9 protein-coding genes are annotated in these 16,039 nt (G+C 73.4%); 4 read left to right on the top strand and 5 right to left on the bottom strand.

Annotated features, from left to right (window positions below; translation table 11 throughout):
• Positions 1 to 97 precede the first annotated feature (97 nt).
• On the top strand, positions 98 to 1,399 hold the full coding sequence (gene paaK, locus IE145_RS07850; protein WP_189520155.1) for a phenylacetate--CoA ligase PaaK: 1,302 nt from the start codon (positions 98 to 100) through the stop codon (positions 1,397 to 1,399).
• Between the two features lie 196 nt (positions 1,400 to 1,595).
• Here the strand turns inward: paaK and IE145_RS07845 are convergent, their stop codons facing one another.
• Positions 1,596 to 3,101: an acyl-CoA synthetase gene (locus tag IE145_RS07845; RefSeq protein WP_189520154.1), complete on the bottom strand. Its 1,506-nt coding sequence runs from the start codon at positions 3,099 to 3,101 to the stop codon at positions 1,596 to 1,598.
• 154 nt (positions 3,102 to 3,255) lie between these two features.
• Between IE145_RS07845 and IE145_RS07840 the strand changes: the two genes are divergently transcribed.
• Complete coding sequence (locus IE145_RS07840) at positions 3,256 to 5,670, top strand: acylase (protein WP_189520153.1); 2,415 nt, start codon at positions 3,256 to 3,258, stop codon at positions 5,668 to 5,670.
• A gap of 59 nt (positions 5,671 to 5,729) precedes the next feature.
• On the opposite strand, the gene IE145_RS07835 is transcribed toward IE145_RS07840, so the two are convergent.
• Positions 5,730 to 7,280 (bottom strand): acyl-CoA synthetase, encoded by a 1,551-nt coding sequence (locus IE145_RS07835; RefSeq protein ID WP_189520152.1) that lies wholly within the window; start codon positions 7,278 to 7,280, stop codon positions 5,730 to 5,732.
• Positions 7,277 to 8,386, bottom strand: a complete 1,110-nt coding sequence (locus tag IE145_RS07830) for an NAD(P)H-dependent flavin oxidoreductase (RefSeq protein ID WP_189520151.1) — start codon at positions 8,384 to 8,386, stop codon at positions 7,277 to 7,279. The genes IE145_RS07835 and IE145_RS07830 overlap by 4 nt, the downstream gene beginning before the upstream one ends.
• A 224-nt stretch (positions 8,387 to 8,610) precedes the next feature.
• Here IE145_RS07830 and IE145_RS07825 point away from each other — a divergent pair, with 224 nt between their 5' ends.
• Positions 8,611 to 10,497 (top strand): serine hydrolase domain-containing protein, encoded by a 1,887-nt coding sequence (locus IE145_RS07825; protein ID WP_189520150.1) that lies wholly within the window; start codon positions 8,611 to 8,613, stop codon positions 10,495 to 10,497.
• Between the two features lie 230 nt (positions 10,498 to 10,727).
• Positions 10,728 to 11,894, top strand: coding sequence for an SGNH/GDSL hydrolase family protein (locus IE145_RS07820; protein WP_189520149.1), 1,167 nt, complete (start codon positions 10,728 to 10,730; stop codon positions 11,892 to 11,894).
• A 67-nt stretch (positions 11,895 to 11,961) separates the two neighbouring features.
• Here IE145_RS07820 and IE145_RS07815 read toward each other — a convergent pair whose 3' ends face one another.
• Positions 11,962 to 13,581, bottom strand: a complete 1,620-nt coding sequence (locus IE145_RS07815; protein WP_229825404.1) for a phytoene desaturase family protein — start codon at positions 13,579 to 13,581, stop codon at positions 11,962 to 11,964.
• A gap of 65 nt (positions 13,582 to 13,646) precedes the next feature.
• Positions 13,647 to 15,824: a serine/threonine-protein kinase gene (locus IE145_RS07810; RefSeq protein WP_189520148.1), complete on the bottom strand. Its 2,178-nt coding sequence runs from the start codon at positions 15,822 to 15,824 to the stop codon at positions 13,647 to 13,649.
• Positions 15,825 to 16,039 lie beyond the last annotated feature (215 nt).

Genomic DNA, 16,039 nt, shown 5'->3' with positions numbered 1-16,039 from the left:
CGCCCCTCTTGCCAGCGCCCCCGGCCTCCTGAATTACTGCTCCCAGGAAGATCGACCGAATGATCGGTCGCCCGCTCCGGGAGAGGTGAGGGTCCTTATGACGGCGATGCTGGACGCGGCGGAACGGCTCGGCCGGGGCGAGCTGGAGGCCCTGCAACTGGAGCGGCTGCGGACCACTCTGCGTCACGCGTACGACAACGTTCCCTTCTACCGGAACGCCTTCGACCGCGGAGGGCTGAAGCCCGAGGACTGCCGGACGCTCGCCGATCTGGCCCGTTTCCCGTTCACCGCGAAGACGGATCTGCGGGACAACTACCCCTTCGGGATGTTCGCCGTGCCAGAACACGAGGTGCGTAGGATCCACGCCTCCAGCGGCACGACGGGGCGGCCGACAGTCGTCGGGTACACCGAACGGGATCTGGACACCTGGGCGGACGTGGTGGCCCGGTCGATCCGGGCCGCGGGCGGCCGCCCCGGCCACAAGGTCCATGTGGCGTACGGTTACGGGCTGTTCACCGGTGGACTCGGGGCGCACTACGGGGCGGAGCGGCTCGGCTGCACAGTGATCCCGGCCTCCGGGGGGATGACCGCGCGCCAGGTGCGGCTGATCCAGGACTTCCGGCCCGAGATCATCATGATCACGCCGTCGTACATGCTGACGCTGCTGGACGAGTTCGAGCGGCAGGGCGTCGATCCGCGTTCGACGTCCCTGAAGGTGGGGATCTTCGGCGCGGAGCCGTGGACCGAGGGGATGCGCCGGGAGATCGAGGAAAGGTTCGCGATCGACGCGGTGGACATCTACGGGCTCTCGGAGGTGATGGGCCCGGGGGTGGCGCAGGAGTGCGTGGAGACGAAGGACGGGCTGCACATCTGGGAGGACCACTTCTATCCGGAGGTCGTGGACCCGTTCACCGGTGAGGTGCTTCCCGACGGTGAGGAGGGGGAGCTGGTCTTCACCTCGCTGACCAAGGAGGCGATGCCGGTGATCCGTTACCGGACCCGGGACCTGACGCGGCTGCTGCCGGGGACGGCGCGGACGTTCCGGCGGATGGAGAAGGTCACCGGCCGCAGCGACGACCTGGTGATCCTGCGCGGGGTGAACCTCTTCCCCACGCAGATCGAGGAGATCGTGCTCGGGACGCCGGGCGTCGCCCCGCACTTCCAGCTGCGGCTGACCCGGGAGGGGCGGCTGGACGCGCTGACGGTCCTCGCGGAGGCGCGGGCGGACGCGACGGCCGACGAGCGGGAGAAGGCGGCGCGGGGCATCGCGGCGGCGGTGAAGGACGGCGTCGGGGTGTCGGTGAACGTCGAGGTCGTGGATCCGGAGACGCTGGAGCGTTCGGTGGGCAAGATCCGGCGGATCGTCGACCTGCGGGAGAAGGAGTCCGGCACGGGGTGAACAGCGGCACCGACCGGGGCTGTTCACCTCGCCGCAACACCCGTTCCCACGATGCTTCCCCGAGGCCGGGGTGCGCTCCTCGCGCGGCGCGCGGCACGCCCGAGGAGGCGTTCGGCGCGCCGCGCGAGGAGCGCACCCAGCGGTTTCCGCGGCGGACCGTGGCGGCGGGGCGGCGGGGCGGCTGTAAGGGGCCGGATCAGGTCAGTTCGTCCCGCAGTTGCCGCTTGAGGATCTTTCCGCTGGCGTTGCGCGGCAGTCGGTCGACGAACACCACCCGCTTAGGTGCTTTGAAGGCGGTGAGCCTCTCGCGGGCGTGGGCGATGAGGTCCTCCTCGTCCACGGCCGCGTCGGGGCGCCGGACGACGACGGCGGTGACGGCCTCGATCCAGTGGTCGTCGGGGAGGCCGACGACTGCGGTCTCGGCGACGGCGGGGTGGGTGTAGAGCGCGTCCTCGACCTGGCGGGAGGCGACGAGCACGCCACCGGAGTTGATGACGTCCTTGACCCGGTCGACGACGGTGAGGAAGCCCTCGGCGTCACGGACGGCGAGGTCGCCGGAGCGGAACCAGCCGTCGCGGAACGCCTCTGCGGTCTCCTCGGGCTTCTCCCAGTAGCCGGTGCACAGCTGGGGCGACCGGTAGACGACCTCGCCGGGGGTTCCGTCGGGGACGTCCTCGCCCTTCTCGTCGACGACGCGGGCCTCCACGAAGAGGACCGGCCGGCCGCAGGAGTCCATGCGGCCCTCGTGCTCGTCGGGGCCCAGCACGGTGGCCAGCGGGCCGATCTCGCTCTGTCCGAAGCAGTTGTAGAACGCCAGGCGGGGCAGCCGTTCGCGCAGTCGCTCCAGGACGGGGACGGGCATGATCGAGGCCCCGTAGAAGGCCTTTCGCAGTCCGCCGAGGTCGCGGGTGGCGAAGTCCGGGTGGTTGGCGAGGCCGATCCAGACGGTGGGTGGCGCGAACAGGCTGTCGGCCAGGCCCTGTTCGACGAGGTCGAAGATCGAGGCGGCGTCCGGCGCGTCCAGGATCGTATTCTCCGCGCCCACCGCCAGATAGGGCAGCAGGAACACGTGCATCTGGGCCGAGTGGTAGAGCGGCAGGGAGTGCACGGGCCGGTCGGCGGCGGCGAGATCGAGCGCGGTGATCGCGCTGACGTACTCGTGGACCAGGGCCCCGTGCGTCATCATCGCGCCCTTGGGCAGGGCGGTGGTGCCGGAGGTGTACAGCAGCTGCACCAGGTCGTCGGAGGCGGGCGGGCGCCCCGGGGTGAAGGGCCGTTCCGTCCCCAGGGCGTCGAGCAGCGAACCGGGAGCGTCACGCAGCGCGCGTACGGTACGGCCGGCGGGAAGCCGCCCGGCGAGGTCCGGGTCGGTCAGCACGAGACAGGAGCCGGACTGGTCGAGGAGGTAGGCCAGGTCGTCACCGGTGAGGTTCTGATTGACCGGTACGTGGACGAGGCCGGCCCGGGCGCAGGCGAGGAAGCCGATCAGGTAGGCGTCCGAGTTGTGCGCGTAGGCGGCCACCCGGTCGCCGGGGGCGAGTCCGTGCTCCTCGGTGAGGACGGCGGCGGCCGTGGAGACGGCGGCGTCCAGGGAGCGGTAGGTCCAGGACCGGCCGGCGTACCGCACGGCGGTCCGTTCGGGGGTGCGCCGGGCGCTGCGGGTGAGGACACCGTCGACTGTGCTGATGCGTACACCTGTCATGGCGTGATCCTGTGCGGGCCGGGTCCCGGGGGTCAAGAGGCCGGATACCGACCAGACGGTTGACAGTTGCCGGGGCTCCCTGGCTGAGTGGCGCCTGGCTGTCCGGACGGTCCGGTCAACCGCCTGTGCCACCCGCACCGTTGGGAGGAACACCTTGAGATTGCGAAACCGTCTGAGACTGCTCGGGGTTGCCGGTCTCGCCCTGTTCACCGTGTCGGCGTCGCTGCCGCCGGCCACCGCCTCCGGGGCGGGGCGGGAGCGGCACCCGTCCGGCGGCGGGCTCTCCGCCGTCATCCGGTACACGGAGTACGGCATTCCGCACATCGTGGCCAAGGACTACGCGCGGCTCGGATTCGGCACCGGCTGGGCGCAGGCCGCCGACCAGGTGTGCACGCTGGCGGACGGCTTCCTCACGGTGCGCGGAGAGCGGTCGAGGTTCTTCGGGCCGGACGCGGCCACGGACTTCTCGCTGTCCTCGGCGGCGACGAACCTCTCCAGCGATCTGTACTTCCGGGGCGTCCGGGACAGCGGCACGGTGGAGAAGCTGTTGGAGGCGCCCGCGCCGGCCGGCCCGAGCCGGGACGTGAAGGAGACGATGCGCGGGTTCGCCGCCGGGTACAACGCCTGGATCGCGCAGAACCGGATCACCGATCCGGCCTGCCGGGGCGCCTCCTGGGTACGCCCGGTGACGGCGCTGGACGTGGCGGCGCGCGGATACGCGCTGGCGGTGCTCGGCGGCCAGGGGCGCGGGATCGACGGCATCACGGCCGCGCAGCCGCCGACCGTCGCTCCCCCGGCGGCCGGGGTCACCCCCGAGGAGGCGGCGTCGGCGGCCGAGCGGCTGCTGTCGGCGCAGAACGCGGACATGGGGTCCAACGCGGTGGCGTTCGACGGCTCCACCACGGTGAACGGGCGCGGGCTGCTGCTCGGCAACCCGCACTACCCGTGGCAGGGCGGACGCCGCTTCTGGCAGTCGCAGCAGACGATCCCCGGAGAGCTGAACGTGTCGGGCGCGTCGCTGCTGGGCGCGACGACGATCTCGATCGGGCACAACGCGGATGTGGCGTGGAGCCATACGGTGGCCACCGGGGTGACGCTGAATCTCCATCAGCTCACCCTCGACCCGGCCGATCCGACCGTCTACCTGGTGGACGGCAAGCGGGAACGGATGACGAAACGGACGGTGAGCGTCCCGGTCAAGGGCGCGGCCGATGTGACCCGCACCCAGTGGTGGACCCGCTACGGGCCGGTCGTCACGTCGATGGGGGCGGCGCTGCCGTTGCCGTGGACGGCGACGACGGCGTACGCGCTGAACGACCCCAACGCGACGAATCTGCGGATGGCCGACACGGGGCTGGGCTTCAGCAAGGCCCACAGCACGAAGGACGTCGAACGGTCGCTGCACCGGCATCAGGGCATGCCGTGGGTGAATACGATCGCGGCGGACCGGGCGGGGAACTCGTTCTTCGCCCAGTCGCAGGTGCTGCCGAGGATCACGGACGACCTGGCGGAGCGCTGCTCGACCCCGCTGGGCCGGGCCACCTACCCCGCCTCCGGCCTCGCGGTGCTCGACGGTTCGCGGAAGGACTGCGCCCTGGGCCGTGACCGGGACGCGGTGCAGCCGGGGATCTTCGGCCCGAGCCGGATGCCGGTGCTGAAGAACCAGCCGTACGTGGAGAACTCGAACGACAGTGCGTGGCTGACCAACGCGGACCGGCCGCTCACCGGGTACGAGCGGGTCTTCGGCACGATCGCGACGCCGCGGTCGATGCGGACGCGCGGCGCGATCGAGGACGTCGCGTCGATGGCGGACAAGGGCCGGCTCAGGGTCGCGGACCTTCAGCGGCAGCAGTTCGCCAACCGGGCGCCGGCCGGGGAGCTGGCCGCAGCGGAGGTGGCGAAGTGGTGCGCCGCGCTGCCGGGCGGTACGGCGGTGGGCACGGGTGGTGTGCCCGTCGACGTGTCGGCCGCCTGCACGGTGCTGCGGCGCTGGGACCGGAGCGTGGACAGCGACAGCCGGGGCGCGCTGCTCTTCGACCGCTTCTGGCGGAAGACGTCGGCGGTACCGGCGGCCGAGCTGTGGAGGACGCCGTTCGACCCGGCCGATCCGGTGCGCACCCCGCGCGACCTGGACACCGGGGCGCCCGGCGTGGGCAGGGCCCTGGCGGACGCGGTGACGGAGCTGCGGGCGGCGGGCATCGCGCTGGACGCGCCGCTGGGCAAGCACCAGTTCGTCGTGCGCAACGGCAAGCGGCTCCCGATCGGCGGCGGGACGGAGTCGCTGGGTATCTGGAACAAGACCGAGCCGGTGTGGAACGCGGCGGGCGGCGGCTATACGGAGGTGTCGTCGGGCTCCAGCTACATCCAGGCGGTCGGCTGGGACGACAGCCGCTGCCCGGTGGCGCGGACGCTGCTGACGTACTCCCAGTCGGAGAATCCGAAGTCCCCGCACTTCAGCGACCAGACCCGGCTGTACGCGGGTGAGCGCTGGGTGACGTCCCGGTTCTGCGAGAAGGACATCGCACGCTCGCCGGCCCTGCGGGTGGTTCGGGTGCACGAGCGGCGGTAGCGCACGTCCGGGAGGGGGCGCACGCCGCCCGCGCGCCCCCCTCCCGGAACCCGCTCCGGCTACAGCGGTCTGCCGAAGCCCTCCCAGTACGGTTCGCGCAGTCGCCGTTTGTAGAGCTTGCCGTTGGGGTCCCGGGGCATGGCGGTGATGAAGTCGAGGGAGCGGGGCCGTTTGTACCCGGCGAGCCGGGTCTCGCAGTGGGCGAGGATCTCGGCGGCGAGGGCGTCCGACGGTGCGTGGCCCTCGGCCGGCTCCACGACCGCCTTGACCTCCTCGCCCCGGTCGGCGTGCGGAATGCCGAAGGCGGCGGCGTCCGCGACGGCGGGGTGGGTGAGCAGAGCGGACTCGATCTCGGCGGGGTAGATGTTGACGCCCCCGGCGATGATCATGTCGATCTTGCGGTCGCGGAGGAAGAGATAGCCGTCCGCGTCCAGGACGCCGAGGTCGCCGACGGTGAAGAAGTCGCCGATGCGGTTCTTGCGGGTCTTGGTCTCGTCCTTGTGGTAGCTGAAGCCGCCGGTGCTCATCCTCATGTAGACGGTGCCCAGTTCGCCCGCCGGGAGCCGGTTGCCGTCGTCGTCGAACACGGCCAGCTCGCTGATCGGCCAGGCCTTTCCGACGGTCCCGGGCTTCTTCAGCCAGTCCTCGGCGGTGGCGAACGCGCCGCCGCCCTCGCTGGCCGCGTAGTACTCCTCGACGCAGCTGCCCCACCACTCGATCATGGCGCGTTTGACGTGGTCGGGGCAGGGGGCGGCCCCGTGGATGGCGTGCCGCATCGAGGAGACGTCGTAGCGGGTCCTCACCTCCTCGGGCAGGGCGAGCAGCCGGTGGAACTGGGTGGGGACCATATGGGTGTGGGTGCACCGGTGCGCGTCGATGAGGCGGAGCATCTCCTCGGGGGCCCAGCCGTCCATCAGGACCAGCGGGTGGCCGATGTGCAGGGCGGCGCCCGCGAACTGGAGCACGGCGGTGTGGTAGAGCGGCGAGCAGACGAGGTGGACGTTGTCGTCGAATGGCCGGATGCCGAAGATGCCGAGGAACCCGCCGAGGTAGGTCTCCTCGGGGCGTCTGCCGGGCAGGGGGCGGCGGATGCCGCGCGGGCGGCCGGTGGTGCCCGAGGTGTAGTTCATGACCCAGCCCAGGGTGCGGCCCTCGGGCGGGTCGGCGGGGTGGCCGTCGAGGAGGTCGGCGTACGGGCGGCTGCCGGGGACCGTGCCGACGCCGTAGCGGTGGCTCGTCGGCAGCCCGGCCTCGTCGGCGGCGGCCGTCGCGGCGGCCGCGAAGCGTTCGTGGGCGATCAGGACGCGGGCGCCCGAGTCGGCGACGATCCAGGCGATCTCGGGGCCGACGAGGTGGTGGTTGACGGGGACGAGGTAGAAGCCGGCCTGCGAGGCGGCGAGGTAGGCGGTGAGGAGTTCGACGCCGTTGGGCAGGACGACCGCGAACGCGTCGCCCTCGCGCAGGCCCGCCGCCCGTAACCCGTGGACCATGCGGTTGGCGTCGGCGTGCAGCCGGCCCGCGCTCCACTCCTCGCCGTCGGGGGCGATCAGGACGGTGCGGTCGGGGTCGGCGGCGGCCTGGGCCCAGAAGCCGCCCGGCGGCTGGTTCACGTGGCGCTCCTTCCGGCGATGCGGTTGATACGGGTGACGGCCCGTTCGAAGCCGCGGGTGAGGTCGTCGACGACGGCCCGGACGGTGCGTTCGCTGGTCATGCGGCCGACGATCTGCCCGACGGGGGTGCCGAGCAGTTCGCCGACCTCGTACTTCTGGATCCGGGAGACGGCGTCGGCGACCAGCAGCCCCTGGAGCGGCATGGGCAGGGTGCCGGGCCCTGCCGGGTCGTCCCAGGCGTCCGTCCACGCGGTACGGAGCTGGCGTGCGGGCTTGCCCGTCAGGGCGCGGGAGCGGACGGTGTCGCCGGAGCCGGCGGCGAGCAGTTTGGCGGTCAGGGCCTCGGAGTGCAGGTCGGCCTCCTCGGTGGTGAGCCAGAGGGAGCCGAGCCAGACGCCCTGGGCGCCGAGGGCGAGTCCGGCGGCGGCCTGTTCGCCGCTGCCGATGCCTCCGGCGGCGAGCACGGGCAGCGGGGCGACGGCCTCGACGACTTCGGGGACCAGCACCATGGAGCCGATCTCGCCGGTGTGGCCGCCCGCCTCGTACCCCTGGGCGACGACGACGTCGATGCCCGCCTCCGCGTGGCGCCGGGCGTGCCGGGCGCTGCCGGCCAGGGCGGCGACGAGCACGCCGTGGCCGTGGGCGCGGGCGATGACGTCGGCGGGCGGGGAGCCGAGGGCGTTGGCGAGGAGTCTGATCGGGTAGTCGAAGGCCACGTCGAGCTGGCTCCGGGCGACCTCCTCCATCCAGCCGGTGATGCGCCAGCCGGACGCCTCCCCCTCGGCCAGTTCGGGCACACCGTGGCGGGCCAGGAGTTCCTGGACGAATCCGCGGTGCTCGTCGGGGATCATCGCCTCGACGTCCGCCTCGGTGACGCCCTCGACCTTCTTGGCGGGCATGACGACGTCGAGGCCGTAGGGCTTGCCGTCGGCATGCCGGTGCAGGCGGTCGAGGTCGCGTGCGAGGTCGTCGGGGGCGGTGTAGCGGACGGCTCCGAGCACGCCGAAGCCACCGGCTCTGGTGATGGCCGCGGCGACTTCGGGGAACGGCGTGAAGCCGAAGATGGCGTGCTCGATCCCCAGTCGGCGGCTCAGTTCCGTCTCCATGGGCGGCAGGATGCCGCAGCGGCGCACCCGAGGGAAGAGCTTTTCTGATGCAGTGTCAGATTCTTTGCGGACCTGGACCCGTCCGGAATCGGGGAGGTGACAGTAATCTCTGCGGCGGCAGGAATTTTCACTGACCGGCGAGATTTCGGAAGTTACTTTCGCGTGGGCTCCGGCGTACGGGCACGGCCCGGTGACCGGACGTCAGGCGCGGGAAGGAGTTGCGGATGACCGGGGACACACAGGGGTACGGGCGGACCTCCGAGAACACCCCACGCACCGCCCGGAGCGGCATCGCCCGGCGGCGGCTGGGCGGCGGGATACTGGCGCTGGGCGGGGCGCTCGCGCTGACGCCGATCCCCCTCGCGGGCGCGGCCGCCCGCAGCGATTCCGGCACGGGCGTGCCGGGCAGTGCGGCGGACACGGGAGCGGGCATGGAGGCAGGGGCGCACCGGCCCACACTGCGGCGCGGCAGCGCGGCCCGCGCCGGGCTGCTCCAGGAGCCGCTGGACCAGCTCGTCCGGGACGCCGAGGCCTACCTCGCCGACTCCCCCGAGCACCCCTGGTACGCGGGCGCGGTGCTGCTCGCCGGGCGGGGCGGCACCGTGGCGCTGCACCGGCCGATCGGCAAGGCGGTGCGCTACGCGGCGTACGACGAGAAGACCGACACCGGGGTGGAGTTCCCGGCGGACCAGCAGATCGCGATGGCCGAGGACACCGTCTTCGACCTCGCCTCGATCTCCAAACTCTTCACCTCGCTCCTGGCGGTCCAGCAGATCGAACGCGGCGGGCTGGAGCTGGAAGCGGCGGTCGCGTCATATCTTCCGGACTTCGCGGGCGGCGGCAAGCAGGACATCACGGTCCGTCAACTACTCACTCACACCTCGGGTTTCCGCCCATGGATCCCGCTGTACAAGGAGCCGACCCGGGAGGGCAAGCTCCGCATGCTGTGGGACGAGGTCCCGGCGAGCACCCCGGGCAGCGCCTACCTGTACTCCGACCTCAACCTGATCTCGCTGCAACTGATCCTGGAACGGATCACCGGCCGCACCCTGGACGTCCTGCTCCGCGAGGAGATCACCGCCCCGCTCGGGATGCACCGCACCCGCTACAACCCGCCCGCGTCCTGGAAGCCGAAGATCGCGGCGACCGAGGACGCCCGGCTGCCCTGGTCCGGTCTGGAGCGCGGCCTCGTCTGGGGCGAGGTGCACGACGAGAACGCCTTCGGCTTCGGCGGGGTGGCGGGCCACGCCGGGGTGTTCTCCTGCGCCTGGGATCTCGCGGTGCTCGCCCGGACGCTGCTCAACGGCGGGGTGTACGGCCGCTCCCGCATCCTGTCCGAGGAGTCGGTGGACCTGCTGTTCACCGACTTCAACACCGCGTTCCCGGGAGATGAGCACGGCCTCGGCTTCGAGCTCTACCAGCACTGGTACATGGGCGCGATGGCGACCCCGCGCAGCGCGGGGCACACCGGATTCACCGGGACCAGCCTGGTGCTCGACCCGACGACCGACACCTTCCTCATCGTGCTGGGCAACTCGGTTCATCCGGTGCGGAGTTGGCGTTCGGGCAGCGCGCCCCGGGTGGCGGCCGCCAACCAGCTCGCCCGGGCCGTTCCGGTGCGGCCCGAGCGGGGGCGCACAGCCTGGTTCTCCGGGACGGCGAGCGCCTCCACGGCCACACTCACGCTGCCCGCCCTGCGCCTGGGCTCCGCACGGGCCCGGCTGGAGTGCGCGCTGTGGTGGGACACCGAACCGGCCTCCGACGGTCTCTTCCTGGAGGCGTCGGCGGGCGGGGAGGACTGGCAGCCGGTGCCGTTCACCACCGTGCGCCCGGGGCCCGGCCACCGCCCGGACCCGCTGCCGCACCCGGCCGGCTCGGTGACCGGCTTCTCGGGGCGGGTGTGGCACCACCTGGAGGCGGACCTGTCGGCCTGGCGCGGCACGGGCCTCCGGCTGCGGTGGCGGTATGCCACGGACCGGCTGTACGTGGGGCGCGGCGCGTACGTGGACGCCCTGCGCGTACGGGACGGGCGCCGCACGGTCTTCGACTCCGAGCGGCCCCGGGACGCGGGGCGGATCGAAGCGGCGGGCTGGGTGCTGTCGGCCGACTGAGCGGCGGGGCGGGGCGCCGTGCGCGGTGCGGCGGCGCCCCGCCCGAGGCCCCCGCCACAATGGCGTCGCGTCCGGTGCGTGCCGACGTCACCATCGGTTCATCCGAGGACCGTTGGATGTCACGAGGCGCATGCAAGCCGCTCGGCCCACCCACTCCCCGTGGTCGATTCCAGGAGGCACCCCATGAGCAGCGTTCGGCACCCCGCCCCCTCCTCCCCGGTGCTCTCCCGGTGACCGGCCAGGTCCCCGCGCCGGCCAGACGAAGTCTGCTGTACGCGGCGGCGACCGGGGTCGCGGCGGCCTTCACCGCCGCGCCGCACGCGTCGGCCGCCCCGAACACCGCGCCCGGCCTCCCCCGGGCGGGCACGCCCTGGACCACTTCCTGGGCCACCGCGCAGACCGCGCCCACCGCGGACGATCCGCTCGCGTCGGCCGGGCTCACGGACGGGCTCTGCACGACGCGGCTGCGGCTCTCGGCGGGCGGGCAGGTCCGCCTGCGGTACGCGCACGCGTTCGGCACCGCGCAGGTGCTGGTGGGTCCGGTGACCGCCGGGGGGCGGCCGGTCACCTTCGGCGGGCGGGCCCGGGCGTGGCTGGCGGCGGGCGCCTCCCTCACCAGCGACCCGGTGGCGGGACTCCGGGTGGCGGACGGCTCCCTGCTGACCGTCGAGACGCGACTCCCGGGCCCCACCGGCCCCTTGTCCTTCCACCGCAACACGCATGCCTGGCACACCGTCGACGGGGTCCGGACCCGGTCCGTGTTCCTCCTGACCGGGGTGGAGACGACCGGGGCGCGCGGCCCGGTCCTCGCCGTGCTGGGCGACTCCATCGCGGAGGGCTCCGGCACGCCCGACGACGCGGACCTCCGCTGGCCCGACCAGCTGGCCCGCAGACTGTCCGGCTCCGCCGTCGCCAACCTCGGCATCAGCGGCAACCGGCTGCTGCTCGACAGCGACCGCTTCGGGCCGAGCGCCCAGGCCCGCTTCGACCGGGACGTACTGTCGCTGCCGGGGCTGCGGACGGTCCTGGTGCACCTGGGCGTCAACGACCTCCACCATCTGCCGGTCGAGCGCGACCCGGCCCGGATGGTGGCCGGGTACCGCCAACTCGCCCTGCGCGCCCGGTCCGCCGGGCTGCGGGTGGTGGGCGCCACCATCACCCCGTTCGAGGGCTGGACGCGCTGGACCCCGGAGGCGGACGCGGTGCGCCGGGAGGTCAACGAGGCCCTGCGCACCGGGCGGGTCTTCGACGCCGTCGCCGACTTCGACGCGGCGCTGCGCGACCCGGACCGCCCCTCCCGGCTGCTGCCCGCGTACGACAGCGGCGACGGACTGCACCCGGGCACCGAGGGCCACACGGCGATCGCCGCCGCCGTGGACCCCCGGCACCTGCGTTAGATCCTGCCGTCACCCTGCCGTCAGCCGTGCGACGGCAGGGTGGCGACAGGGCCTGGGGGGGTGCCCTTCACTCCCCGAGGGCGGCCATCGCCGCGTTGTGGCCGGGGACCCCGCTGACCCCGCCGCCGCGCACCGCGCCCGCCCCGCAGAGCAGCACATTGGCGTGCGCGGTCTCCACTCCCCAGCGCCCGGTGCCCTCGTCCGCGTACGGGAAGGAGAGGTCGCGGTGGAAGATGTGGCCGCCGGGCAGCCGCAGATCGCGCTCCAGGTCGAGCGGGGTCTTGGCCTCGATGCACGGTTCGCCGTCGGCGTCGAGGGCGAGGCAGTCGGTGATCGGCTCCGCCAGGTGTGCGTCCAGTTCGGCGAGGGTCGCCTTGAGGAGGGCGGCGCGGGCGGCGTCGTTGTCGGCGGCGAACAGCCGGGCCGGGGCGTGCAGGCCGAAGAGGGTGAGGGTCTGGTAGCCGCGCGCGGCGAGTTCGGGGCCGAGGATCGTGGGATCGGTCAGCGAGTGGCAGTAGATCTCGGAGGGCGGGGCGGTGGGCAGCCGGCCGGCCGCCGCGTCCCGGTAGGCGTCGGCGAGCTGCCCGTACCCCTCGGCGATGTGGAACGTGCCCGCGAAGGCCCGGCGGGGGTCGACGGACCGGTCGCGGAGCCGCGGCAACCGGGTGAGCAGCATGTTCACCTTGAGCTGGGCGCCCTCGGCCGGCGGGAGCGGGGCGTCGCCGAGCAGGCCGGCGAGGGCCTGCGGGGAGGCGTTGACGAGGACGCGGCCCGCGGCGACGACGTGCTCGCCGTCCGGGGTGCGGACGGTGACCTCGGCGGCGTTCCCGTCGGTCTCGATTCGGGTCGCCTCGTGCCGCACGCGGATCTCGGCGCCCGCCGCCCGGGCGGCCCCGGCCAGGGCGTCGGTGAGTGCGCCCATGCCGCCGACGGGGACGTCCCAGTCGCCGGTCCCGCCGCCGATCACGTGGTAGAGGAAGCACCTGTTCTGGAGGAGCGAGGCGTCATGGGCGTCGGCGAAGGTGCCGATCAGGGCGTCGGTGAGGACGACGCCGCGCACCAGGTCGTCGGTGAAGCTCTCCTCGACGGCCACGCCGAGCGGTTCCTCGAAGAGCATCCGCCAGGCGTCCGCGTCGTCGATCCGCTCGCGCAGCGCGTCGCGGCCGGGCAGCGGTTCGGTCAGCGTGGGGAAGACGCGCTCGGCGACCCGTTGCGTCATCCCGTAGAAGCGCTGCCAGGCCGCGTACTCGCGTTCGCCGCCGGTGAGCGCGGCGAACGACTCCCGGGTGCCCTCGCCCGCGACGAGCAGCCCGGTGGGGCGGCCGTCGCGCACGGCGGGGGTGTAGGAGGACACGGTCCGCTTGCGCACCGCGAAGTCGAGGCCGAGGTCGCGGACGATCTTGTCGGGCAGCAGGGAGACCAGGTACGAGTAGCGCGAGAGCCGGGCATCGACCCCGGCGAAGGGGCGGGTCGAGATCGCCGCTCCCCCGGTGGTGCCGAGCCGTTCCAGGACGAGGACGGACTGTCCGGCGCGCGCGAGGTAGGCGGCGGCGACCAGGCCGTTGTGGCCCCCGCCGACGATCACGGCGTCGTAGCGGTCCCGGGCCGGCGCGCCGGGCCCGGAGGCCTGCTGGGGTCCGGGCTGACCTGCGGATGTTCGGAGTGCGGGGCTCTGAGGTGCGGGCATGCACCTTCGTAACACGCCGCCCGCCGGCCGCACCAGAGGCGGCGGTGGACGGCTCCGGACACGGTCTAAGCCTGGGCGAGCCGCTCCAGGCAGTGCGCCTCGTCGTCGCGGGCCGCGAGCGTCTGGGGGTGGTCGGCGCCCAGGGTCCGGGTGCGCGCCTCGGCGACCTGGCGGTACGCCACGAGGGCCTCGCTCCACCGGCCGAGCCAGCCGAGCCCGGCGGCGACCTCCCGGCGGCTGATGACCGTGTCGGGGTGGTCGGGGCCCAGGGCGCGTTCCCGGAGTGCGCAGACGTCGCGCGCCTCCGCGAGCGCCTCCTCCCAGCGGCCCAGCCGCCCCAGGTTGACCCCGAGGCCGTGGCGGGCGCGCAGTGTCTCGGGGTCGGCCGCTCCTGCGGTCCGGGTGCGGTCGGCGACCAGGGAGCGGTACAGCTCCAGGGCCTCCGTGTCGCGGCCGAGCCGACCGAGGCTGATGCCGGCCTCGTAGCGGGCGGCGAAGGTGTCGGGGTGGTCGGCGCCGAGGACGTCGGTGCGGGCCCGGGCGACGTCCTGGTAGGTGGCCAGGGCCTCCGTCCAGCGGCCCAGCCTGCCCAGGGTGTACGCCACTTCGTAGCGGGTGGCGAGGGTGTCGGGGTGCGTCGGGCCGAGCACGCGGGCGCGGGCGTCGGCGACCTCCCGGGTCAGCCGCCAGGATTCCTCGGGACGGCCCAGCCGGCAGAGGGTGAAGGCCAGGTTGTGACGGCAGCGCAGGGTGTCGGGGTGGTCGGGGCCCATGACGCGTTCGCGGACGGCGAGGACCCTCTCGTACAGCTGATGGGCCTCGGCGTGCCGGCCGAGGCGGCCCAGGGCGTGGGCGGTCGCCTGGCGGGCGGCGAGCGTCTGCGGATGCTCGGTGCCCAAAGCGCGTTCGCGGCCGTCGGCCACCCGGGTGAACTCGCGCAGCGCCTCCTCCGCCCGGCCCGTACGGCTGAGGGTGAGGCCGATCTCGTAGTGGCTGGCGAGGGTGTCGAGGTGGTCCGGGCCGAGGACGCGACCGCGCTGGGCGGCGACCTCGCGGTGCACCTCCCCCGCCTCCTCCCAGCGGCCCAGGCGGCCGAGGTCGATGCCCGCGCTGTGGCGGCCCTCGAGACCGGCGAGGAGGTCCGGGGCGGGTGGCCCGGCCGAGACGGAGACGAAGGAGCCGGTGTGCGGGGCGGTGGCCCGCGCGGTGGTCCACTGCCCTGTCAGACCGGCGGCCGGGTCGGGCCGTTCGGGGTGCGGGCCGATCGCCCCGGTCGCCCGGTGACCGGCGGTCATCGACCGGGTCCAGGCGGGCAGCGCACTTTCGCGCGGGGCCGGCGGCAGCCCGGCGGCGGAGTACGCGAGGGGGCCCGGTCCGAGCGCGGGCTGTTCGCCGGTCCGGCCGAGGACGATGCGGCGGCGCAGGTCGCCCGCGTCCACGGGCCGCTCCTCCGGGGCCTTGGCGAGCAGGTCGAGGACCACGCGGTCGAAAAAGCCGGGCAGTTCGGCGCGGTGGGTGCGCAGCGGCTCCGGCGGGGTGTCGCGGTGTCCGACGAGCACGGCCCAGGCGTCCTCCTGGTCGAACGGCGGTACACCGGTGGCGATTTCGTACAGGACGCAGCCCAGCGAGTAGAGGTCGCTGCGGTGGTCGACCTCCTCGCCGCTGATCTGCTCCGGCGACATGTAGTGCGGGGTGCCCATGGCGAGGCCGGTGGTGGTGAGCCGTGAGGTCATGCTGATGTCGTGGCCGAGGCGCGCTATGCCGAAGTCGCAGATCTTCACCGTGCCGTCGGTCAGCCGCATGATGTTGGCGGGCTTGAGGTCGCGGTGGACGATGCCCTGCCGGTGGGTGTACCCGAGGGCGTCGGCGACCTGTTCCGCGATGTCGACGACATGCTCGACCGGCAGCGGATGCTGCTCGTTCTCCTCCAGCAGCTGGCTCAGGTTCTGCCCGTCGAGCAGTTCCATGACGAGGTAGAGCACGCCCTCGTACTCACCGAAGTCGTGGACGACGGTGACGCCCCGGTGCTGGAGGGAGGCGGCCACCCGGGCCTCGCGCCGGAAGCGTTCGCGCAGGACACGGGTGAACGCCTGGTCGTGCTGGGGCCCCATGGGCTTGAGGCATTTCACGGCGACCTGACGGCCCAGCGACTCGTCGAGGGCGCGCCACACCTCGCCCATACCGCCGCGTCCGATCAGTTCGAGCAGCCGGTAGCGGCTCTGGATCAGCCTGGTGTCCGCCATCTGCCGTTTCCCGCCCCCGTTGTTCCCTGTTCCCCGTGTTCCCGACTGCTGGTGCTGTCGCCCTCCCCGGCTCGTCCAGTATGGCTGCCGGTCCGCGGAGTGTGTACGCGGCGGGGCGGTTACCGGTTCCCCGGCGGTCCACCGCCTGCGCGCCCCGGCGCTCCTGGGACAAGGGCCGCGAGGGCGGTCGGGAGACCGGCGCCGACGCCGGGGAG

It is taken from the genome of Streptomyces sindenensis, from assembly GCF_014649035.1.
GTDB lineage: Bacteria > Actinomycetota > Actinomycetes > Streptomycetales > Streptomycetaceae > Streptomyces > Streptomyces sindenensis.
This window is presented reverse-complemented; position numbering and strand designations above follow the sequence as displayed.